Raw genomic sequence first — 22,191 nt, 5'->3', positions numbered from 1 at the left:
CGTTAATGGTCCTTTTTGTAACCATCAACGGGTTTAGAGCTTTCAGGCGCCGCCGCCAACTTCCAGGACGCAGGGCTTTCGGACGCCACCAACTGCATGGCTTCCAACGTTTTTTTCCATCCCACCTCAGTCGCGTATTGCATCGGGCCGCCGCGCCAGCGTGGGAAACCATAGCCATGGATCTGAACCATATCGACGGCATCCGTGGTTTCGGCGATACCTTCCCTGACAATCAGCGCCCCTTCGTTGGCGAGAACGGCCAGAATGCGGGAGGTGATTTCCTCAGCCGAAAACTCCCGGCGTGTAATGCCCTGCTCGGCAGAATATGTTTCGATCAGCGCCTCGACCTCGGGGTCGCGGATCGGTGCGCGGCTGCAGTCTTCGTAACGATACCAGCCTTTACCGCTGCGCTGCCCAAAACGCTCCAACACGCAAAGCTGATCGGCGATGGTGACGTACCGCTCTTGCGGATCACGCGTGACCGCATTGCGTTTTCTGTTGGCCCAGGCGATCTGCAACCCGGTCAGGTCTTGCAATTCATATGGCCCCATCGGCATTCCAAAAGCGCGCATCGCGGCGTCAATCTGATACGGCATGGCACCATCGGCCAGCAGGTAATCCGCCTCGCGCCGGTATGCGGCCAGCATTCGGTTGCCGATAAATCCGTCACAAATTCCCGACAGGACCGGAACCTTGCGCAACGTCTTGCCCAAAGTAAAACCTGTCGCGATCACCTCAGCACTGGTGTGAGGGGTTTTCACGATCTCAAGCAGTTTCATGACATGCGCCGGGCTGAAGAAATGCAGCCCCAGACAACGGGCGGGATTTTGCACCCCTTCGAATATGTCGACAGGATCAAGATAAGACGTGTTGGTGGCCAGAATGGCGTCCGGCTTGATGTGGGCGGAAAGGTCTGCAAAAACCGCGCGCTTGACGCTCAGATCCTCGAATACCGCCTCGATCGCCAGATCCGCGTCTGCGGCGCCAGAATAATCTTCCACGGCGCTGAAGGCTGACAACCGATCCTGCATCTGCGCTTCGGTCATTCTGCCGCGCTTTACTGCCCCATTCAAAAGCTCGGAAACGCGCGCCTCTGCCGCTGTCGCCGCCTCGGCATCACGCTCGATCAGGGTTACAGCAAGACCACCGTTCAGCGCGGCCGTGGCGATCCCGGCCCCCATAAGCCCGCCGCCGACGACAACGATTCTGTTAATCGCGCGGGGTGAGGCACCCTGAATTGCCGATGGCTTGGTCACAGTACGCTCCGCAAAAAAAGCATGACGCAATGCACGGCTTTCCGGGGTTTGTCTCAGCTCCAGGTGACGCGCCCGCTCTTTCAGTTGGCCTTTCAAAAATGGTTCCAGCGCCCATGACAGCGACGTCAGGTTCTCCAGCGGGGATTGCTGACCTTTGGCACGTTTTTTCAGCACCTCTCGCGACACTTCAAAAAGATCGGGCGCAATGTCTTGCACTTTCCGCTGACTGACGGGTACAGGCCGCGCAGGAAGATCCGCGACAAACTCTCTGACCGCCAGGTCGATGTTTTCAGCGACCAGATCGACACCCCCAAGCTCTTGCAGGACTTCGGCTGTCAGCAGCTTTCCCGAACAGGCCATATCGATTGCAACGTCCATCCCGGCAAGGCGTGGCAGTCGTTGTGTGCCTCCGGCACCGGGGATCAGCCCTACATTGACCTCGGGCAGCCCAAACCGTGTGCCCGGCGCAGCGATCCGCCAAGCACAGCCCATGGCAATCTCGAAGCCACCGCCCAACACGTTGCCATGCAACTGGGCGACAAACGGAACCGGGCTGTCTTCGATCATCTGCACGACATCAGGTAGGTGAGGTTCAACAGGCGCACTGTCGAATTCCGACATGTCGCCACCGGCAATGAAGGTCGAACCGGCGCAGAGCAGAACGGCAACCCGGGCATCCTTGACGGCATCTACCGCATCCGCCAGCCCCTGGCGCACCTGCAACGACGTCGCATTCACCGGCGGATTGTTCACCATGACCCAGGCGATGTCGCCTTCAAGATCCACTTTGACCAGCGGGGATTGCGTCATGCCGGCTCCCAGTTCGGTTCAGATTCGCAACTCGGTTATTTATTGACCAACCGTTCGGTTAATGCAATATGGAACTTGCCGGATTTCAAACACGAGGTCGCCATGAGCGATACCATTCTTGCCATAAGTCACGGAAATTGGGTCGAAATCACCCTGAATCGCCCGGACAAACTGAATTCCTTCAACGAGGAGATGCACCTTGCCCTGCGTTCCGCGCTGGAAAAAGCGCGCGACGACGGAGCGCGGGCCATCTTGCTGACCGGCGCCGGGCGCGGTTTTTGTGCAGGGCAGGATCTTGGCGACCGGGACCCTTCGAAGATGGATGGGCCGCCCGATCTTGGGCACACTGTGCGCACCTTCTACGCGCCGCTTGTTCGGCTGATCCGGTCGCTCAACTTTCCGGTCATCTGCGCGGTGAACGGTGTTGCCGCCGGCGCGGGCGCAAACCTTGCATTGGCCTGTGACATGGTCCTGGCGGGCGAGTGCGCGAATTTCATCCAGAGTTTTTCCAAGGTGGGGCTGATACCCGACACCGGCGGAAGCTGGCACCTGCCCCGCTTACTGGGTGAAGCGCGGGCCAAGGGCCTGGCCCTGACAGCGCAACCCCTGCCTGCCGCGCAAGCCGCCGAATGGGGGCTGATCTGGAAAGCGGTGCCGGACGATCAACTGATGCCCGAGGCTCGCGCGCTGGCTGAACAGTTCGCAAATGGCCCGACGCTGGGTTACGGGCTGACAAAAGAATGCATTCACGCCGCAGCCAAAAACACCCTTTCCGATCAGCTGGATCTGGAGGCGCAAGCCATGAAAACCTGCGGTCAGAGCGCGGACTATGCCGAGGGCGTCGCCAGCTTTCTGGAAAAGCGCGCACCGAATTTTCAGGGCAGGTAAGCATGAACGCGAAAGAACGGGCAGAAAAATCAGCGTCCGCCATGTGGGCCAACGATCAGGCAAGCAAGTGGTTCGGTATGGAAATTCTTGAGGTCGATGAAGGCCGCGCCGTGCTGACACTGACCGTCGCGGCCCACCATTGCAACGGTGTGGGCATCTGCCACGGCGGCGTCAGCCACGCCCTTGCCGACAGCGCCTTTGCGTTTGCCTGCAACAGCAGAAACACTGTCACCGTGGCGCAGCATACGGTGATGAGTTATCTCGCCCCCGGCCAGTTGGGCGACAGCCTGACCGCCACGGCGACGGAAATATCCCTGACTGGGCGGAGCGGCATCTACGACGTCCGCGTCACCAATCAGGACAACAAACTGATCGCCGAGTTTCGCGGCATGTCCCGCACGATCAACGGCCAGTTGTTCAAAGAATAACTTCGCGTTTGGAGGAGACCGCGATGGAAGATCTTAGCCCCAACAAAGCTGACCTGGACCCGATTGAAATCGCATCGATCGATGAGATACGGGCTCTGCAACTGGACCGCCTGAAATGGTCGGTGCGTCACGCTTATGAAAACGTGCCGATGTACAGGTCGCGTTTCGATGAGGCCGGCGTTCATCCTGACGACCTGCAAAGCCTGTCTGATCTGGCAAAGTTCCCGTTCACCTACAAGAACGACCTTCGGGATAACTACCCATTCGGGCTTTTTGCCGTTCCACGCCGCGAAATCGTGCGCATTCATGCGTCTTCAGGAACCACGGGCAAGCCGACCGTTGTTGGCTATACGCAAAACGACATCGACAACTGGGCCGATCTGGTCGCCCGCTCAATCCGCGCCAGCGGGTTACGCAAGGGTGACATGATGCATGTGGCCTATGGGTATGGCCTGTTCACCGGCGGTCTGGGCGCACATTACGGGGCCGAACGGCTTGGCTGCACGGTCATACCGATGTCGGGCGGACAGACGGAAAAGCAGGTCGGCCTGATCACCGATTTCCGTCCGGACGGGATCATGGTGACGCCGTCCTACATGCTCAACATTCTCGAACAGTTTCACAAGGCCGGGCTTGATCCGCGCGAAAGCTCACTCAAGGTTGGCATCTTTGGCGCCGAGCCATGGACCGACGCCATGCGCAAAGAGGTCGAAGCCGCCTTTGACATGCATGCGGTCGACATCTACGGCCTGTCGGAAATCATGGGGCCGGGTGTCGCCAACGAATGCGTCGAAACCAAGGACGGTCCGGTGATCTGGGAGGACCACTTCCTGCCCGAAATCATCGACCCGGAATCAGGGGAGGTTCTGCCGGACGGGGAAATGGGCGAACTGGTCTTCACCACGCTCACCAAGGAAGGCCTGCCGATGATCCGCTACCGCACCCGCGACCTGACGCGTCTCTTGCCGGGAACCGCCCGGTCGATGCGCCGGATGGCCAAGATCACCGGGCGCAGCGACGACATGATCATCCTGCGCGGCGTAAATGTCTTTCCCAGCCAGATCGAAGAACAGGTCATGGCGACCGGCGGACTGGCACCCTATTACCAGATCGAGCTTTACAAATCGGGCCGCATGGACGCGATGCGCGTGCTGGTCGAGGCCAATCCGGATTCGACCGACGAGTTGTCCAAAACCGCAGCGGCGCGCATGCTGACCAAGCGGATCAAGGACATCGTTGGTGTTTCAACCGAGATTATTGTAGAGGACCCCGGACAGGTTGAACGCTCGCAAGGCAAAGCCAAACGGGTCGTCGACAACCGTGATAAGGAGTAGACCTTGGCCCGTACCATCGCCAAAGATCACGATCAGAAACGTGCTCAAATCCTGAAATCGGCGGCACGGGTATTTGCCAATGAAGGGTTCGACCGTGCCTCGATGTCCTTGCTGGCCAAGGAGTGCGGGATATCAAAAGCCAATATCTACCACTACTACGACAGCAAGGATGCCATCCTGTATGACATCCTTGAAACCTACCTGCGTGATCTGCGCGACAGGATCTGCGGCATCGACACGGATGGCCTGACGGCTGAACAGAAACTGCGGGCCGCGATAAAAGAAATCCTGTTCGCCTATCAGGGCGCGGATGATGAACATCGCGTTCAGGTCAGCGGCATGTCCGCACTGCCCGACGAACAGCAAAAGGTCCTGCGCGGTTATCAGCGGGATCTGGTCAATTTCGTCAGCGACATACTGAAAGAACTGGCTCCGGGCGTTCTTGGAACAGACAAGAACAAGCTGCGCGCCGCGACCATGTCCGTTTTCGGCATGTTGAACTGGTATTACATGTGGAACACTGGTGCAGGGTCAAAAGCGCGCGAAGATTACTCGGACGTGGTCAGCACACTTACCCTTCACGGTATTCAGAACCTTTAGAAAGGGCTCGGGTCTATTGGGCCAAGACCGAAGCGCGCAACTCGTTCAGGGCCTGACTGTCTGGCACTTTGCTCAGGGCCTCCTCCAGAATGGCCAGCGTCGCCTCGCGCCCATCGACTGCTGCGGCAATCCGGACCAGCATGACCCAGGCTTCTTCGCGTTGCGGATCCATGCGCACAACCTCGCGAAAGGCGCGTTTTGCTGCGGGAATGTTTCTGAAGGTCAATGCCATTCCACCCAGTACCAGATGGGTTTCCGGAAAATCTGACCGCGCCCGCAGCGAGGCCCGCCACTCGGACATCGCCTGCTGCAACTTGTCCTGCTCCTGCTCCGGAAGACCGGCGGCAGGAAAGTCCAGCATGGCCTTCGCAGCCTCGATCCGCACCATCCTTTCCGGGTCGTCGAGCAGTTCGTTTAGCCTGTCCGCCTGTAGCCGGGGCGGCGCGGCCCTTTGAATTGCGATGGCCGTCGCCCTTATCAGCGGATCATCATGTGCCAGCAGAGGTGCCATATCCTCGGCGGTAGTCTCATCCGCGACCTGAGACAACAGCCATAGGGCTGTTGCCCGGACCAGGCCCGCCTGACTGTCATCAAGCGCCAGAGAGTTCAGGTCCGGCTTGGCGCCCACTGGATCAGACCGCCCGGCCGCCAGCGTGACGCCGTAATGCGGGCGCGCTGCTGCATTCGGATGGTATTTTTCTATCTCCGCCGCCGCCCATTCTGCCGACCGATCCGCGTGGCAGTCGGTGCAGGCGTCTGGTGCACCGGTCACGTCTGCCAGATCCGGCCTTGGGATACGAAAGCTGTGGTCCCTACGACCGTCTGTCCCCATATAGACACGCTCGATCATGTGGCAGTTTTTGCACTGCGCGCCCTCGGAACCCGCTTCATGGAAATGATGCGAAGGATCATCGTAGGGCTTTAGCGGCAAAGACGTGAAATCGGGATTGCCTGCCGGGGAATGGCATTGCGTGCAGACGCCGTTTCCGTCTGCCTTCAATTCGGCGCTGTGGGCGTCGTGGCAATTCAGGCAAGTCACGCCCTTTGAGTACATCCTGGATTGAAGAAACGACCCGTAGACATAGACCTCGTCCAAAATCTGCCCATCGGCGTGGTAGAGGCCGGGGCGCAGCAACGACAGGTTGTAAGCCTCATGAAAACTGGTTCCGGGCATTGGATTTCCCTCGCCAAACGGCTCACGTCGGGAATGGCAGGTCGCACATTGCTGTATCGCAGCCTCAGCCCCTGCCCCGGCGAAATCCATCGCAAATCCGTATCCCGCGGGCGCGGGCACCGATGAGGTTCCGGCAGATTCCGCCCAGTCGACATGCGCCGAACCGGGGCCGTGGCAGGCTTCGCATCCGACCCCCGTTTCGACCTGAACCGAAGCATAGGCCTGACGGCGTTCGTCATAGCGCTTTTCGAAACCGGTCGCATGGCACTCCGCGCAGCGGGCATTCCAGTTCTTGTATGGTCCGGTCCAGTGCAACCCGTCATCCGGCGGCAATGTCTGGTCGGGGTACAAGTGGTACCAACGTCCGTTTTCGACATCCCAAACGACATCAAAGCTTTGCAATCGGCCCGGCTCGGTTTCGATCAGATACTGTTGCAGCGGCGCGACCCCGACAACGGAATGGACGGAATAGTCTTTCACCGTGCCGTCGGTCTCGGTCAGGTGAATGCGGTAGTTTCCGTTGTCGACTGAGAACTCGTATTGCACCCCGTCGTGCTCGAACCGGGTTCCGTCAAAGTCGGCCAGGACGGTATCCGGCGCGGGGCTGGTCCAGGCAAGCGCGTGATGCGACCCCATCCAGGCGTCGGTGGCATCCTGATGGCAGCCCGTACACTGCTCCGATCCGACATAGTGCTGGTCCGTGTTCTCCGACTGTATCTCTTGTCCCCTGACGGCAGCGGCAAGGTACGCCCAAGTTGCCAGAGCAAGGATCAGTACAACACCGAAATCCGAAATCCTGCCCGAGCAACCGGGCAGGTCAATGCGCCGGGGAACCGCCCAGCGAGGCTTCCAAAAACAAGTGTGCCGTCGCAATTGGAATGCTCCCCGGGCCCGTCGGATCACGCGGCGGTCTCTCCAACCACGTCTTCACCACCTTCTACACGATTGATGTCGGTGTTTGGAAAAAACTCGGACCAGACATGCCAGAACACGCCGGCCCGCAGCGTCTCGACCCTCTGCAACTGGCCCTGATCCGAAACACCCCAGAAATCGCATCGGGTCACGGGCTGGCCGCTGTCGTTGTACCAGACACCCAAACTCTCATAACGAGGGTCCAGACTGACAACGACGTCGCGCCCGCCAACCCGCGCGTTCACGATCCAGTCATTCTCGACAATGAAATCGTCGGTCCAGCAGGCCGCCTCATCCCCGATTGTGATCCCCCAGACATAGGTCTTGTTCGGCAGCCGATTGTCCGAGCGGTCCATGTTGTCCATCACCGGCGCATCTTCCTGATGCTGGCGGGAAATACCCCAGCCAAAAGTGATCTCCGTCACCATGTCCAGAAGGCGCAGCAGCGGGTTCGAAGAGGGTTTGTTCAGGTAAACCTCGCCGTCGGGAAAGGCCTTCTGAAACCCGCGAAACGTCATCCGAAACGTGGGCCATGGCTTCATCCGAGCTTCCGGCCGCAGGGGGCAGGCAGGTCCGTCCGCATTCGGGTCGCGATCCGCTTCGCGGAAGCCGTAGATATGCTGAATCGGCTCGCCGGTATCATTGTCACGCAGGATCAGGTTGTTGCCGTGCTGGGCCAGAACCTCGAGGTTCAGCCGCTTGCCTTCGATGGCCGGCGAATATCCCTGACCGAGATTGGCCATGGCACAGTAGGTCATCACGACGTCTTCGCCGCCCAGACCTTTTTCATTGCCCGCCAGATGCGGGCGCATAATCTGCGCATCCGGATGGGCGCGGGCATGCCCATTGTTTTCGATCACGATAACCGGCGCCGTCGACCCGACGTATTTCCGCGCTTCGCTGATCGGAAAATACTGCGCCGTGTTAAGCTGGTTCCGCAAACCCAGATGCACCCAGACATAGGGAAACCCGTACAGAAATATCACCAGCAGCGCGGCGACAAACCAAAGCCAGAACGGACCACCGCCAAACAGGAAATGCGCCAGCGTTGAAACGGCAAAGCCACTCAGCCCTATGCCGATGAGGCGGTATTCGTTTCGGATGAACCGCACCATATTTTCGCGCTTCACCTTCAACAGCATCTGCGAGATGTCGCCAAGATCGCGGAAATAGACAAATCCGATCCCAAGCGAGGCGATCAGGCCAAGAGCGAAGAGTATGTTTCCGACCATCTGCACCTCGTGATCCTGTTCCGGTTTTTGCGTTATTGCTGCGCAGAGGCGCGTTTGGTCATGAACGCATCTACGGCCTGTTGCGTTTCGGGGCGTATGTTCTCGATCCCTTCATAGGGCACACCGTAGGCAGGCGTTGTATCGGGATATTTCTCTTTTCTTGCCATGTGACGCCCCAGAATCCGCGCGAACTCCTGACCGCCCCAGGCGCCAACCTCGGTCGAGACCGAGTATTCTTCGCGTGTGTCCCGGTAGAGATCAAAGAACTTCGCGAGAATCGCACTTTCCCCGGGCCCCGGCAGTTTCAGCTTAAGCTGGTCTTTCACAACGGCCTCAGGCTTGTTGACCGAATAAATGATGACATGATCGCGCCGCGCCTTGGTTTCATCGGCAAACAACAGGGCGGCCGATTGGTCCACCCCGTCAACCAGACGATCTCGTGGGATATGCTGATCGGCCCCGGCGAACCGGGAGAGCGTTGTGTAAAGATCCGAGACGTGAATGATGCTGTTCAGCAGACCATCAGCCTCGATCATACCAGGCCAACGGATGAAGGCATCGACGCGGACACCGCCTTCGGTCGTGTCACCTTTGCCACCTGCATAGATCAACGGCGTAAAGCCGGATTGTGGAGCGTATTTTGTGAAGTGTCCGTTATCGCCCATCACTACGACAACGGTGTTGTCGGTCAGCTCAAGTTCATCCAAGCGGGCAAACAGATCGCCCAGCCACTGATCCAGCAGCTGCATCTTGTCGACATAAAGTCCCCCATTCACGCTTTCCGGTCCCGATCGTCCGGCACGGGTGTTGTCCAGCGGGATCATCGGCCAGTATTGCAGGAAGAACGGATGCTCACCGCCTGCAAGGCGATCCAGTTCCTCCAGCGTCTTGTCCTGGAACGCCTGGTTCATCTCGTCATATTTAGCGGCATTCCAGCGTTCACCGGTTTCCATGCGGATTTCACGGATTGGGCCGCCGGTTTCACCTTCGATCACGGTCATCATTGCAGCAGCATCCGGCCGGAACCAGCCGTCCAGCGTGTACTTGTCGTCGTAATCCCGGATCGCGACCGAAACCTGTTCCCTGATCGCGTCGTCGTTGAAAATGGTCAGCTGCCCCTGCTGGTGGATTGCGTGCTGAGCGTAATCAAATCCCTGGTTCATCGCCCAGCTTTCAGCGATGTCGCCCATATGCCACTTGCCCACATGACTGGTCGCATAGCCCGCCTGTTTTAGGACCTCGGCCAGCGTGACTTCGTTCTCCGGCAGGCCAAAACCTGCGATATCGACTGTCGTGTCGCCCATGCCCATCCGCACCGGCAACCGCCCGGTCATCTGCGCCACCCGCGTCGGCGTACAGGAGGGTTCGGTATACATGCCTACCATTCGCATGGCCTGATCCGAGAAATCGTTGATATTCGGCGTTTCATATCCCCGCACGGCGTTCAGCTCGGGTATTCCCATGTCGCCAAAACCCATATCGTCGATCAGCACACTGACGATGTTCGGTGGGTTGCCTCCGTTGCCGTCCCGAAATGCGGCCAGAGCGTCGTTGACCGCAGCGTCATCCTGTGCCCATTGGTCTTCATGCTGGGACTGAAGAATGTAAAACTCGGCATCGTGTATGATCGGAGCATCCTGCGCAAATCCAGGCGACGCGAAAAGACCTGCCGTCAGCACCCGATAGCAAAACTGTTTCATACCCTACCCCCCAGATAGACATTTTTTCGGCTGAACGCCGGATGTTTCACATCGATACATTGCGTATACTAAATGTGAACTTCCTACCCGCGCAACCTTCCCGGCAAACGTCAGGGGCGGAATCGCCTGGGCTCAGCTAGCTTGGCCCGGTTTTCGGAGCCGCAACCCAAAGCCCACAATGGCACAATCTTCAGAATGGGCGATGAGCGGGTCGACTAATTTCCGATGGCTTGTGGTATGATATGCTCACGGGTCGGCGACCTTGATTGCCGCGGCAAAACCACCTCAATCGTACTCGAAAAATTTCAGGAGTTAAGACTTGGGTAGAAGCCAACTGCGCTTGTTCGGGCGCTGCCCCGCAAGGCTTGCGTACACGCGACCGCCCGGCCATCAAGCCGTCACCGTGGCGCATTTCGACCTCGTGCATTGACAGGCCCAACTGCATTGGCCCCATAAAACCACTCGCCGAAACGAAAAAACAAAAGCCGGATCGGCCAAAAGGCAATCATGCCAATGGCCGAACCGGCATCCTTTTGCACCGTTGTCGTGCTTTAGTATGGCGCCTCCAGCGGCGTCATGCGGACATAGACGGATTTGAGCTGGCTGTAATGTTCGATCGCAGCCTTGGAGTTCTCGCGCCCGACCCCCGATTGCTTGACGCCACCAAACGGCGCTTCGACCGGCGCATCATTGTACGAGTTGATAAAGCAGCTTCCGGCATCCAGTTGCGCGATGACCCTGTGCCCACGTTTCAGATCGCTGGTGAACACACCGGCGGCCAAACCGAAATCGGTGGCATTGGCGCGCGTGATCACCTCTTCCTCGGTTTCGAAATCCAGCACGGCCATCACGGGACCAAAGATCTCTTCAACCGCGATCTTCATGTCGTCGGTAACGTCGGCGAAAACCGCAGGCGTCATCCAGTTGCCCGGACGTTCAATCCGTTCGCCGCCACAAACCAAGCGGGCCCCTTCGGATTTCCCTGCCTCGATATAGCTTTGGGCGATCTCCAACTGACGCGCGCTGACCAGCGGGCCAAAATTGGTGGCCTCATCCTGCGGGTCACCGATGATCGCGTTGGCAAGCCGCTCCTGCAGGCGGTTCAGAAACGCGTCCTTGATGCCCTTCTGAACAAACACACGTGTCCCGTTCGAACACACCTGCCCCGAAGAATAGAAGTTGCCAAGGATCGCGCCACTGACGGCGTCTTCCAGATCGGCATCGTCAAACACGATCATCGGAGACTTGCCCCCGAGCTCCATCGTGACATGTTTCATGCCCGCAGCCGCAGCGGCATAGACCTTTCGCCCGGTGGGCACCGAACCGGTCAGCGATACCTTGTCCACCCGGGGATCAGTGACAAGGGCAGCGCCGGTTTCACCCCGCCCCTGCAGCACGTTGAACAGACCCGGCGGCAGGCCTGCCTCGGACAGGATTTCAGCAACCTTGAGCGCGCAGAGCGGAGTTTCTTCAGAAGGCTTGAAAATCACGGCGTTGCCGCAGGCCAGTGCTGGCGCGGCCTTCCAGCAGGCAATTTGCGTGGGGTAGTTCCAGGCACCGATGCCGACACACAGTCCCAGCGGTTCGCGCCGGGTGTAGACCCAGTCTTCGCCAAGCTGTATGTGCTCGCCGGTCAGGCTGCATGCAAGACCGCCAAAATACTCCAATGCATCTGCGCCCGATGTTGCGTCCGCAACCAGGGTTTCCTGCAGTGGCTTGCCGGTATCATAGGTTTCCAGCACTGAAAGCTCATGGTTGCGTTCGCGCATGATGTCGGCGGCTCGGCGCAGGATGCGCCCGCGTTCGGTGCCGGACATGGCGCCCCAGGCTTTTTGCGCCGTCCGGGCCAGCGCGATCGTCTGATCGACGAGCTCGGGAGAGGCCTCGTGCAACCTCGCGATCACCTCTCCGGTCGCTGGGTAAATCACATCAAGGGATCGACCGTTTTCATCTTCAAGATAGGCGCCATTCACGTAATGGCTGGCCTGAGGCTGCGCGATCATGTTCTGAGGTCTCCGAAACATGGCTGATGGGTAGTCCGGAACTGTTTTTCTCCGGCGGGTTTGTATTGCGAACGCATGGTTCTGAGCAGACGGGCCAGCGCGGATCGAGCCGGCCATTTTATCTGTGGGGATGACCATGGTGGATTTTTATTGATCAGTCAATCAACTAACCGGATGATCCCATGCACACCGCCAGAGACCACGTTCGCAACTGTTTCCGACACCAGAATCCTGTTCGTAAAATCCCCAGTTGGGGAAGAACCCTGACCGACCGGCTGGCGCGGGCCGCCCCAGTTCCTGTCGCCGCAAAATGGGGGAATCGATAGCCGACCGGTCGCCCCGGACCCAGCGCCGAAACGGGGATCCGAATTGGGGCGTTCGCAAGCACAACCCCGGCGGCAACCCAATCAGCCAAGCCAAATTGACCATCAACGCAATGTGCGCGAGCGACCCGGCCTAACAAACCCGCTGCGTTGTAACCGCCCGGACAACCTCGGGATGTGCGCAACTTATCAACCTTTTACACGTGACCGGACCGGAAAACCTCCTTCTGCAAACGATGGATCATTGACGCAGAACCGGGCTGGTGCACAGGCAAGCCGGCCCTTTCGGCGTCCGGCGGACTCTGTTTAGAATTGAAAAAACCAGTCTAAAACGCTATTATGATCGCGTTTATACGAGTTATTGAATGTAGACGGCGGGCACCACTTTTTCTCCGCTCGGTGGCCTCAGAGCCATTGTTCCAAAGGATTGCGGCTTGAACTGCGGCTGGACCTGACCGAAGCATACAGCGCCCCTTCGACAGCAGGCTTTTCTGCCTCTGACGGAACGCCACCGTTTTCGGATGAAACACCAGACACGTGCCGTGGCATTAACAAGTTAGTCCGTATTCTTTTGACCTGATGCTTTGATGCCCGGGCGAGCCCGCATCTGCGCAGGTATTGAAAGCAACGGTCATGAGCACTCCCCGCTCGAATCTTCGACGAGAATTTGATATGGCTCCGTGTATTACGCCGGATCCCGTACGAACCGAGGTTGTGAAATGGCACTCCTTCACAATACAGGTGTTGAGAAGACCACAACGAATCGAACCGCCTGGGTCCACCGGGGGCATATTCTGTCGCGAGACCATTCGTCAGACACCACCCACCCTTTGCAAAGGGTCCGGCCGTGAATATGCGCGTTATGGTCGAGATCACCGCGTCTGCACATTTCGATTTGCAGGATCCCGAAGCACTGGCCATTCAGATGAGAAAGCTGGGGTTCGAACTCGACCCGGATCTGGAACCTGTTCCGATGAACGAGACGGGCCACGGCGCACAACGGCAGCCGACCAGCGTGATACTCAGCGGAACCATTGCCGACGCGGAAGCTCTGGACGCACTCAATCAGCGGCCGGACGTCATAAACATTTGGGGCGATACGCCAATTGCGCCTTTTGCCCCGTAGGCCGCGTTCAACCTGCTGAACCGGATTTCTTCCACCGCTCAAACTCAACCAATCCCGAAATCTGTCGTGGCGACGTTCGCCGCGACCGGCAACCTGCGCAACCAGTTTCCAGTGCAACAAATTTAACCCAATGGAGGTATAAAGATGGCTGCTAAAAAAACCACGCGTGGCAGGAAGTCCAACGGCGACAACGGCTCGCCCCCAAACGGGGTTCCGCAGCCCACTGACGGCAAGGGCCGGCTGAGCATACTTGTCGAAATGCGCTATACGCCTGGCGGCTCCGGTCCCATGGCGATGTCCTCGGCCGAAGGTTTCTCGGGGGACGGCTTCGCTGTCGACAATGAATTCGAACCTGTCAGCATGGGCGGCACCGGAAGCGCCGAATTTGCCGCTTCGGGTCAGGCCCCTGACGAAACCTTCGTGGTGCGCGGCACCGTTGCAAGTGAAGACGCAATGGCAGCCTTGCGCAGCCGCCCCGAAGTGGCCGGTGTCTGGCGCGACGTCCCAATCGACGGCTTCCCCGTCGACAATCCGTACGGGCCGCAGACAGGCGGCGGCATGGCAGCATGCCCGATCCCGCCCTGCGACTGCAGCCCCGGCACGCCAAAGGGCAACATGGCCGACGTCGCCACCTATCTGGGCGTCGATCAGGTCTGGGCGGCGGGGTTCCGTGGAAACGGAATTGTTGTCGGCGTTTTGGACAGCGGCATCACCGCGCAAGGCCGACCGGTCAAGAACGGAGAGACCTCGCGTCGCATCCCGCGCGTAATCGGCGGATGGCCGTCAGACTGGGGCACCGAATCCGGCAAATGGGGCAATCACGGCAACATGTGCGCCACTGATGTTCTTGGCATGGCGCCCGAAGCCCAGCTTTACGATCTGCGGATTGCCGGATCTGGCGGCTCGCCCGGGACAATCAGCCGGGCATTGCAGGCGTTCAACTGGTCTATCAACCAGTTCCGAAGCAATGGCACTCCGCAAGTTCTGACAAACAGTTGGGGTATTTTCCAGGAAACATGGGATACCACCTATGCCCGCAACCCCAACCACCCGTTTACCCGCAAGGTGGTCGAGGCGATCAACGAAGGCATTCTCGTGCTCTTCGCCGCTGGTAACTGCGGAGATACCTGCCCCGACAACCGTTGCGGCGCCGATAACGGCCCGGGACGCAGCATCTGGGGTGCAAATGGCCACCCGCTGGTGATGACCGTCGGCGCGGTGAACAAGAACGAAGAGTTCATCGGATACAGCAGCCGCGGACCTGCCGCTCTGGATTCGAATAAGCCTGACTTCTGTTCCATCAGCCATTTCACGGGGTATTTCACAAGTGACTCCGGCACCTCGGCGGCGACGCCGATCCTTGCGGGTGCGGTGGCGTTGCTGAAGCAATCCCAACCCAGCGCAACGCAGGCACAGCTGAAATCCATACTGAAGGCAACGGCCAAGGATATCGGGGCCAGCGGCTTCGACCAGCATTCCGGATCCGGCATTGTCCAGATCAAGGCCGCGTATGACCGGTTGCACCGGCCTGTCCGCAGAACGATCGTCGGACCCGCATGCCCGCGCAGAACGGTGGTTGGACCCCTTTGCCCGCGCCGGACCCTGACCGGGCCGTGGTGTCCGCGTCCGACAACCGTCGGGCCGCGCTGCCCGCGCCGGACCCTGGTCGGGCCGTGGTGCCCGCGTCCGACAACCGTCGGGCCGCGCTGCCCGCGCCGGACCTTCACCGGACCGTGGTGTCCACGCCCGACTTTCGCCGGATGCCCACGCCCGACCCTGAGCGGGCCGAGATGTCCTCGGGTCACGCTGGTAGGCTGTCCGCGCCCGACACTGGCCGGATGTCCGCGTCCGACGCTCGCAGGCTGCCCACGTCCTACGCTGGCTTGCTTCCGCGCTGGCGACGAAGATTACTATGACAGCGGCTGGGACGACGGATACGACGACTGGGACGACGGTTACGCGATGTACGAAGACGCCTATGACGATGAATGGGTGGATGAGTACGGCGCCGAGTCCGACGCCGACTATTGGGACGACGACTACGGGTATGATGACGAGTACTAAGTCATCCTGCCGGATGTAACGACCACGCACCCTCGGGCCAACCGCCCGGGGGTGTTCCTGAGGGCCTTACGACATGACCGATGCCGCCATTCGTTCGAACACAGAACCATCGCGCAGGCCGCGTGCGGAAGAACGGGTCGCTTCTGTTCTGCGCAGGCGTAACCTGATCCCCGCAACGCGGATCGTGCAACAGGGCATGCGCATCATGGCCACCCGGCGCGACCGCGCGACAACAGCCACTGTTCATCTGGGCGGACAGGGAACGTTTCTGGTCAAATTGGGCACCCGATCCGCCAGCAACTGGAACCGGCGTGAGATAACCTGCTATCAGGCGGTACAATCGCTCAGCCCCGGCATCGCGCCCTATCTGGCGCATTCCGATCCGGATCGAGGTATCCTGATCGCCGAACTTCTGGACCCGGCCACAACCCTGCACGACTTCATGGGGCGCAACCCCTTGGATGACCCAGCCATTCTTGATGGTCTGGCAAACGTGCTGGCCCGTCTGCATCAGGGACACGTAGATGACACGCACCTTCCCTCGGCTCGTCCCTGGATGCTGGACGGGGATTCCGGAGGGCTGCACGAGCAGTTGCATCACCTCCTGCCCAATCCGGCTGCGCGTGCGGCGGTCATGGCCTGCATCAGCCGTGCTCAGGCAGCATGGCGGGAAACCTGCCTCATCCATGGCGATCTCAAATGGGACAACTGCCTGCTGCAGTCCGGCCCGGATGGCACGGTGCAGATCCGGCTGGTCGATTGGGAACTGGCGGGTCTCGGCGATCCCGCCTGGGACGTCGCAACGGCCGTGCAGGAGTACCTTCAGCTGGCGCAACTGCCCGCCAGCCCGGGCAACAAGCCACTGGCCTCTCTTCCTGAAAACGAAGCCTGCCGGGCTGCGGTTCATCTGTTTTCAGCCTACACGCGCGCCACCGGCACTTTAGGATCCGCAAATACGGATTTCCTGAGACGATGCAGCCTCTATACCGGTATCCGACTTGTCCAGACCACACTCGAGTTGCAATCGATGGAAAGCCCGGACGGGACGCGCAGTCAGGTAGCCTTGGCCATGGCGCTGAGGGTGTGCCAGACTCCGAAATGGCTTGAAACCCTTCTTCGGGACGGGCCGCGAATTGGAACAGGATCGGTATAGCAATGGGTGCTGATGCGCTGGACGAGGCCTTACCTGCGGCGTTTGACGTCATTTCGCGGGTATTGGCCAGTGAACCCCTTAGGAGCGGCGATCCCGCCCCCCTGACGGATGCGCTCTATCGGGACTGGTATTGTGCGGTCGGTGAAAAACCGGGCCTGAATGCAGAAGACCGCGATCTGTGCGAGTTGCTGAGAACAGCGCACGCATCCTCGCACCGATGGGAGGAAGGGTGGCATGTCGCGAAAGTGTCCAGACGCGGCAAGGTTGCCGTAACGCGCGGACACGAAAGGCGGGTGCTCCACGTGATCGATTGCCTGCCCGAAGATGGCCGTGGCGCGCGTATTCGCCCCGGCGACACCGTTTCGGTTGTGGCCCGCCGGGATTCCGAAACCATGAACCCTGGCGATTACGTCACCTTCTCGAAACCCTGGCATGCAAACCGGCACCCGATTGTCCGGGTGTACTGGAACGCAATGCCAATAGGTGCACCTGTTCTGGTTCACGCGCTGAGTCAGGCTTTGGGCGACGCATTCCCATATTTCCTCAAGTGCCCCAGACGCCCGGCCGAATATGATCGCCGGGATGCGCTTGTCCTTTATCTGCCCCGACCAGATTTCGCAAAGGCAGCCGAGGCCATCGCCGCTACCGCCAGGCGTGCATGCGACGACCTGTGTGATCCGGTTCCCCCCCTGACCAGAAAGCTTTGCCCCGGGGTCAGCGTGGCCGACGACCCGGCAGCACGGGGAGAAAGCTTTGGGTCGTCCCGATGCGCGTTGGTGGCGCGGGGTGTCCTGCGCTGCGTTGATCGAGGTATCGAACAGCCCACGGACTGGGTCAAATCCGTGCGCGCCGTATTCTCGTCCGAAGGCATCGCACCGGATCGGCCATGGGCCGAAGCTGCCGACAGCCCGGAGTACGCGTTGCCGTGAGGAAACTGGACCCATCACCCCCGCCTCCCGGCGGCGACCAGGGCCCGGCCTTTCTTGCGGTCGCCACTGCTATCGCGGATCAACTGGTGCGCGATGCTGTCCGGGACGAAGATTGCTGCACCTGGCTTGGGTATGAAATGGAATTGGTCGACGGGGAATGGCGGTCCGTTTACCAGACCATCGACGAATCCCTTTACGGCGGACTGGCCGGGGTTGCGCTGTTTCTTGCGGAGATGTGGCGGCAGACCCGCAATCCAGACTACGCCAACACCGCATCAAGCGCAGCCAACGGCGCCATGCACCTGATACGCGAACGGCGCAGCGTCACACCGCACGGATGGTACAGCGGCCTCATCGGCACTCTGAGCACCGTTCGGTCCGTGTACGACATGCTGCCAGAAACGGAGATGGCAGACGATACGAGTCTTCTGCACGAAGTTCTGACAGCGGCGACCCCACAGGATGGCTGCTTTGACGTGATCGCCGGGCCATCGGGAACGATTGCGGGCTTGCTGACACTGCACGGCTCAGAGTCCGGCGATAGTATCTTGCGCGCCTGTCACCTCAATGGCGAATGGCTGTTGGACCGGGCGCAGTCCGGACCTGGTATCGGACTGTCATGGCAGGAAGAAAATGCGGAAACGTCACACGCCTTTCCGCATTGCGGCCTCGCACACGGTGCCTCTTCCCCAGCGCTCGCGCTGCTGGAGCTTTGGGCCGCGACCCGGGACGAACGTTATCGCAAAGCCGGTTTCCGCGCCTTTGAGTACGAGCGGCAATGGTTCGATCGCCACCAATGCGGTTGGCCCGATCTGCGCGATGTCAGGGCCGATCAGGCCGGTGACCCCAAAGCGATGGTTTACCCCGCCTACTGGTGTTACGGGTCGGGCGGCATCGCGTTGTCGCGGCTTCGGGCCTGGCAATTGACCAGCAACAAGACAGCCCTTGCAGAAGCCAACGCCGCCATCTTCGCCTGCAAGCGACGGGCGCGGCAGGCTCTGACCACCGAACGCGCCGGTTTCGAAGAAAACGCAAGCGTTTGCCATGGCCTTGGAAGTATCGTCGAACCCCTGATCTACTCATCTCAGGTCCGCCCTGATCCCGAGGCAATAGCCCTGGCCCGCGAACTTGGTCTGGCAATGCGACCCCCTGCAAACGAGGAATGGAAATGCGGCCTGGTCGAAGGCGGTGAAACGCCAGGCCTGATGCTTGGTCTGGCGGGGATCGGGCGCATGTATCTGGGCCTCAGCGACCCGGTCCGGTTCCGGCCATCCGGCCTTGTATTGCCTGCGTCCAAGCGCGGGGATTCGGCCTGATCAACCCTTGGCGTGTTCCAGCCGGCGAATGGGAAACCGCGCGCGGATTTCCGCGTCCAGCCGATCCGGGATATGACCGGGATCGGGGGCCGCCAGTAATTCGCGGGTACGCTGCCGGGCCCGTTCCAGCAGATCCCTATCTGTCGCCGCCGCCCATTCCTGTGGCGTGCGCCGGTCCGCCATCGCCGGATAGTAATAGTCGCTTTCCATCCGGTTCAGCGTCTGATCATGCGCTAGAAAATGTCCCGGCCCTCCGACACAGACATCGCGGATGGTTTCAAGGGACAACGTGTCTTCCGAAACCTCGAACCCGCGCGTCGCGCGCATCACCGAACCGATCATGTCATTGTCGAGAACAAAGCTTTCTAGCGAACAGCCCAGAAGCGAACCATACATCCCTGCCGCCTCGTAGATCAGGTTGGCACCCGACAGCGCGGACAACAGCTCGGTACAGCCCTTTTCATATCCGGCCTGAAAATCCGGCATCTTGCTATCGGTCATCCCTGCGCTGACTGCGCAGGGAATGTCATAAAACCGCGCCATCTGTGCACAGGCCGCCATCAGCAGCCCCTGTTCCGCACTGCCGCCCGACATCGCACCGGTGCGCAGATCACTGACAAAGGGTAAGGCTCCAAAAGTGGCCGGATGACCGGGATTCAGCAGATTGACATATACCAGCCCTGCCAGCACCTCGGCGGTCTGCTGGGCAACCGCCCCGGCCAGCGGTGCGGGGCTGGTGGCGCCCGCCTGACCCGCCGAAACCAGCTTTAACGGAATGCCATGGCGCGCGGCAGTCGCGATGACTTCCAGCGCCTCTTCGGCAAAAGTCAGCGGCGGCACCACAAAACAGGTTGAGATACAAAGCGGCGGCCGTGCCCGCAGCGCCTCGGGACCGCCGGTGATCATCGTCAGCATACCGACGGCCTCTTCCAGAACGGCTGCCGAACCGAATGAGGTGCCAACCGGCTTGGCCGTTCCCTTCAGGCACGCGTAAAGCGTGTTCAGATCCATCTCGCGCGGGTCCGTGATGTCCCGCGCCACCACGGTGCGCTGGAACATGTGGATGTTGGGCAGCGCTTCGGCCAGCCGCGCCATATCGTAAAGATCGCGCAAGGTCGTGTCGCGGATCTGACCGGTTTCGCTGTCGATGATATGAACCGCCGCACCCGACGTGCCGAAATGCGTTCGCGCACCTGACGGGTCCAAATCATGCTCGGGCCGCTGGCCAAACAGGTGAAACCCGCGGCCGGCGGTTTCAAGGACCCGCCGCACCATAGGTTCGGGAAACAACAGCCGCCTGTCCGTGGTCAGGGACCCACCGGCAGCACAGACCGTGTCGATGCAGTCCCGGGTCGCCCCTTTCAGCCCGATTTCCCCAAGAATACGCATCGCCGTGGTATCGATCAGCGAAAGTTCCCTGGCCGAAAGTGCGGCGAACTTTCCGCCTTCGATCCCCGGCCAGATCGCCTCGGTCACGCCCATTCCCGCGCCATCCTGCCTTGCGTGCCTGCGGGCGGCGCGTCCGCCGTTGCGTTTACGTGCAGTCATTGATCGATCCTGTCAAAAAAACTGGCAACGTTGTCCGCCTGCGGCCAGTTGAGTGCAGTCTTGTAACTGTCCTCAGGCAATCCAGTCAGACCAGAAAACTTGTCCGCCAACTGGTCAGGCGTCATTGGGTTGGATGGATGACCCAGAGGGGCGGCGCAGGTGGCCTGGACAATCTCGCCACTTGTCAGTTCAACCCTGAGCCTGTCTGGCTGATCCGGGTCATAATTCAGCGCCGGGTTTTTGGCCTGTTCTGCCTTGACGGTGGTCAAATCGATCAACCGGGCAACTTCGGGGTCGGCCCAGAACGCATCCGCGCTGTCGCGCAGCGATAGCTGTCCCTTTGCCAGAACTTGCGCAACACAGGCCGGAGCCGAAAACAGGGCTTCGGTACGCGATGCCGGGCGATCGAATGGCAGGATTTCATAGTGGAAATCTGGCATGAATGCCTCGATGGCCGTAATCCCATGCACGCCCCCGGCCAGTCGCGAACGGATTTCCACCGCCGCAGTCATCAGGCGGTGCGTGTATCCGCACGAGGGCCAGGGTTTCAGGATCAGCCCATAATCGGACAGAGCCCAGTCCCGCCCCAACCGCGACATGACGCCTGAGAACCGTTTCGCATCATAGTCACTCAGAAGCCCTGCAAACCCGCGTTCGTGGTCCATTACATGCGGTTGCCCCGTCAGGCCCTGGGCTGCCAGCAAGGCGGCCTCAACACCGTTGCGGGCGGCCCAACCGGCCTGCAAGGGCTTGGCGTTGGACCCGAATTGCCTTGTGTAGCCCGCCGCCTGCGACACCGCGAAAGACAGGGCATGCACTGTCTGGTCCGCCGACAGCCCCAACAACCGCGAAACCGCCCCGGCTACACCGATGACACCCAGCGTGGCCGTGGAATGAAACCCACGTGCATAATGCGCCAATGACACCGCTTTACCCAATTGCATGATGATTTCGGCCCCCACGGCATAGGCCGTCATCAGGTCCTTTCCGGAGACCGGGGTCAGATGCGCGGACGCCAGCAAGGCGGGCAGCAGAACAACAGTCGGGTGGGTATTTCCTGGCTCTTCCCAGTCATCCAGATCCCAGGCATGGCCCGCGACCCCGTTTACCAGCACGGCAACCGGGGCCGAAAGGGTCTGAACCGCCCCGTAAACACGGACCGGACCGGGCGCGACCAAGGCCAACGCCGCCCGTGTTTGACGCGCCACCGCACTGTTCGCGCCAGCCAGTATGCACCCGAAACAATCGACGACCGCCGGGGCAATCTGCGCCTGTACAGACGGGTCCGGGCGGGCCGCAACCGCAAATTGCGCAAGTGTTTCAATGGCCGTCACGGTGTACCCCCTTTCGGCTGAGTGGACCCGGAAAGCAGCGTCATCCAAATGCCCATCCTCG

At 60.2% G+C, this 22,191-nt stretch carries 16 protein-coding genes; 9 read left to right on the top strand and 7 right to left on the bottom strand.

Annotated elements, in window-relative coordinates:
- Positions 1-2: 2 nt before the first annotated feature.
- Positions 3-2,066, bottom strand: coding sequence for a 3-hydroxyacyl-CoA dehydrogenase NAD-binding domain-containing protein (locus ACR3EQ_RS17730; RefSeq protein ID WP_480491398.1), 2,064 nt, complete (start codon positions 2,064-2,066; stop codon positions 3-5).
- A 102-nt stretch (positions 2,067-2,168) separates the two neighbouring features.
- Here ACR3EQ_RS17730 and paaG point away from each other — a divergent pair, with 102 nt between their 5' ends.
- Genes paaG through ACR3EQ_RS17710 form a run of 4 tightly spaced genes read left to right on the top strand, consistent with a single transcriptional unit; the run spans position 2,169 to position 5,316 of the window.
- Entirely contained in the window at positions 2,169-2,954 is a 786-nt protein-coding gene (gene paaG, locus ACR3EQ_RS17725) for a 2-(1,2-epoxy-1,2-dihydrophenyl)acetyl-CoA isomerase PaaG (RefSeq protein WP_170616001.1), read from the top strand.
- A gap of 2 nt (positions 2,955-2,956) precedes the next feature.
- Positions 2,957-3,382 (top strand): hydroxyphenylacetyl-CoA thioesterase PaaI, encoded by a 426-nt coding sequence (gene paaI / locus ACR3EQ_RS17720; protein WP_170615999.1) that lies wholly within the window; start codon positions 2,957-2,959, stop codon positions 3,380-3,382.
- A 23-nt stretch (positions 3,383-3,405) separates the two neighbouring features.
- Complete coding sequence (gene paaK / locus ACR3EQ_RS17715; protein ID WP_170615997.1) at positions 3,406-4,716, top strand: phenylacetate--CoA ligase PaaK; 1,311 nt, start codon at positions 3,406-3,408, stop codon at positions 4,714-4,716.
- A 3-nt stretch (positions 4,717-4,719) separates the two neighbouring features.
- Positions 4,720-5,316: a TetR/AcrR family transcriptional regulator gene (locus ACR3EQ_RS17710; RefSeq protein ID WP_170615995.1), complete on the top strand. Its 597-nt coding sequence runs from the start codon at positions 4,720-4,722 to the stop codon at positions 5,314-5,316.
- A 13-nt stretch (positions 5,317-5,329) separates the two neighbouring features.
- On the opposite strand, the gene ACR3EQ_RS17705 is transcribed toward ACR3EQ_RS17710, so the two are convergent.
- From ACR3EQ_RS17705 to betB, 4 genes are all read right to left on the bottom strand, one after another.
- Positions 5,330-7,363 (bottom strand): cytochrome c3 family protein, encoded by a 2,034-nt coding sequence (locus ACR3EQ_RS17705; RefSeq protein WP_480441737.1) that lies wholly within the window; start codon positions 7,361-7,363, stop codon positions 5,330-5,332.
- A 26-nt stretch (positions 7,364-7,389) separates the two neighbouring features.
- Complete coding sequence (locus ACR3EQ_RS17700; protein WP_480491396.1) at positions 7,390-8,634, bottom strand: DUF3179 domain-containing (seleno)protein; 1,245 nt, start codon at positions 8,632-8,634, stop codon at positions 7,390-7,392.
- Positions 8,635-8,666: 32 nt separating this feature from the next.
- The gene (locus ACR3EQ_RS17695; RefSeq protein WP_480491394.1) at positions 8,667-10,334 is read right to left on the bottom strand and encodes a sulfatase-like hydrolase/transferase; all 1,668 of its coding nucleotides are present in this window, start codon (positions 10,332-10,334) and stop codon (positions 8,667-8,669) included.
- A gap of 551 nt (positions 10,335-10,885) precedes the next feature.
- Positions 10,886-12,337 carry a betaine-aldehyde dehydrogenase gene (gene betB, locus ACR3EQ_RS17690; protein WP_170615989.1) on the bottom strand — a complete coding sequence of 484 codons (1,452 nt, stop codon included), beginning with the start codon at positions 12,335-12,337 and terminating at the stop codon, positions 10,886-10,888.
- A 1,170-nt stretch (positions 12,338-13,507) separates the two neighbouring features.
- On the opposite strand from betB, the gene ACR3EQ_RS17685 reads away from it, so the two are divergent.
- The 5 genes from ACR3EQ_RS17685 (at position 13,508) to ACR3EQ_RS17665 (ending at position 19,248) form a co-directional block, all read left to right on the top strand.
- Positions 13,508-13,786 (top strand): hypothetical protein, encoded by a 279-nt coding sequence (locus ACR3EQ_RS17685; protein WP_480491392.1) that lies wholly within the window; start codon positions 13,508-13,510, stop codon positions 13,784-13,786.
- A 144-nt stretch (positions 13,787-13,930) separates the two neighbouring features.
- Positions 13,931-15,850, top strand: coding sequence for a S8 family peptidase (locus tag ACR3EQ_RS17680; RefSeq protein WP_480441741.1), 1,920 nt, complete (start codon positions 13,931-13,933; stop codon positions 15,848-15,850).
- A 73-nt stretch (positions 15,851-15,923) separates the two neighbouring features.
- A complete protein-coding gene (locus ACR3EQ_RS17675) occupies positions 15,924-17,003 on the top strand; it encodes a phosphotransferase (RefSeq protein ID WP_170619739.1) in 1,080 nt (359 codons plus the stop codon).
- 2 nt (positions 17,004-17,005) lie between these two features.
- Positions 17,006-17,932: a T3SS effector HopA1 family protein gene (locus tag ACR3EQ_RS17670; RefSeq protein ID WP_170615983.1), complete on the top strand. Its 927-nt coding sequence runs from the start codon at positions 17,006-17,008 to the stop codon at positions 17,930-17,932.
- Positions 17,929-19,248, top strand: a complete 1,320-nt coding sequence (locus ACR3EQ_RS17665) for a lanthionine synthetase LanC family protein (RefSeq protein ID WP_480491390.1) — start codon at positions 17,929-17,931, stop codon at positions 19,246-19,248. Before ACR3EQ_RS17670 ends, ACR3EQ_RS17665 begins: the two co-directional genes overlap by 4 nt.
- Here the strand turns inward: ACR3EQ_RS17665 and ACR3EQ_RS17660 are convergent, their stop codons facing one another.
- Complete coding sequence (locus ACR3EQ_RS17660; protein WP_170615979.1) at positions 19,249-20,796, bottom strand: trimethylamine methyltransferase family protein; 1,548 nt, start codon at positions 20,794-20,796, stop codon at positions 19,249-19,251.
- Positions 20,793-22,178 (bottom strand): MmgE/PrpD family protein, encoded by a 1,386-nt coding sequence (locus ACR3EQ_RS17655; RefSeq protein ID WP_480491388.1) that lies wholly within the window; start codon positions 22,176-22,178, stop codon positions 20,793-20,795. Before ACR3EQ_RS17655 ends, ACR3EQ_RS17660 begins: the two co-directional genes overlap by 4 nt.
- Between the last annotated feature and the right edge of the window lie 13 nt (positions 22,179-22,191).

This window comes from Ruegeria sp. AN11, from assembly GCF_056536005.1.
Note: the sequence above shows the minus strand (reverse complement) of the source record. Positions and strands in the feature narration are given on the sequence as shown.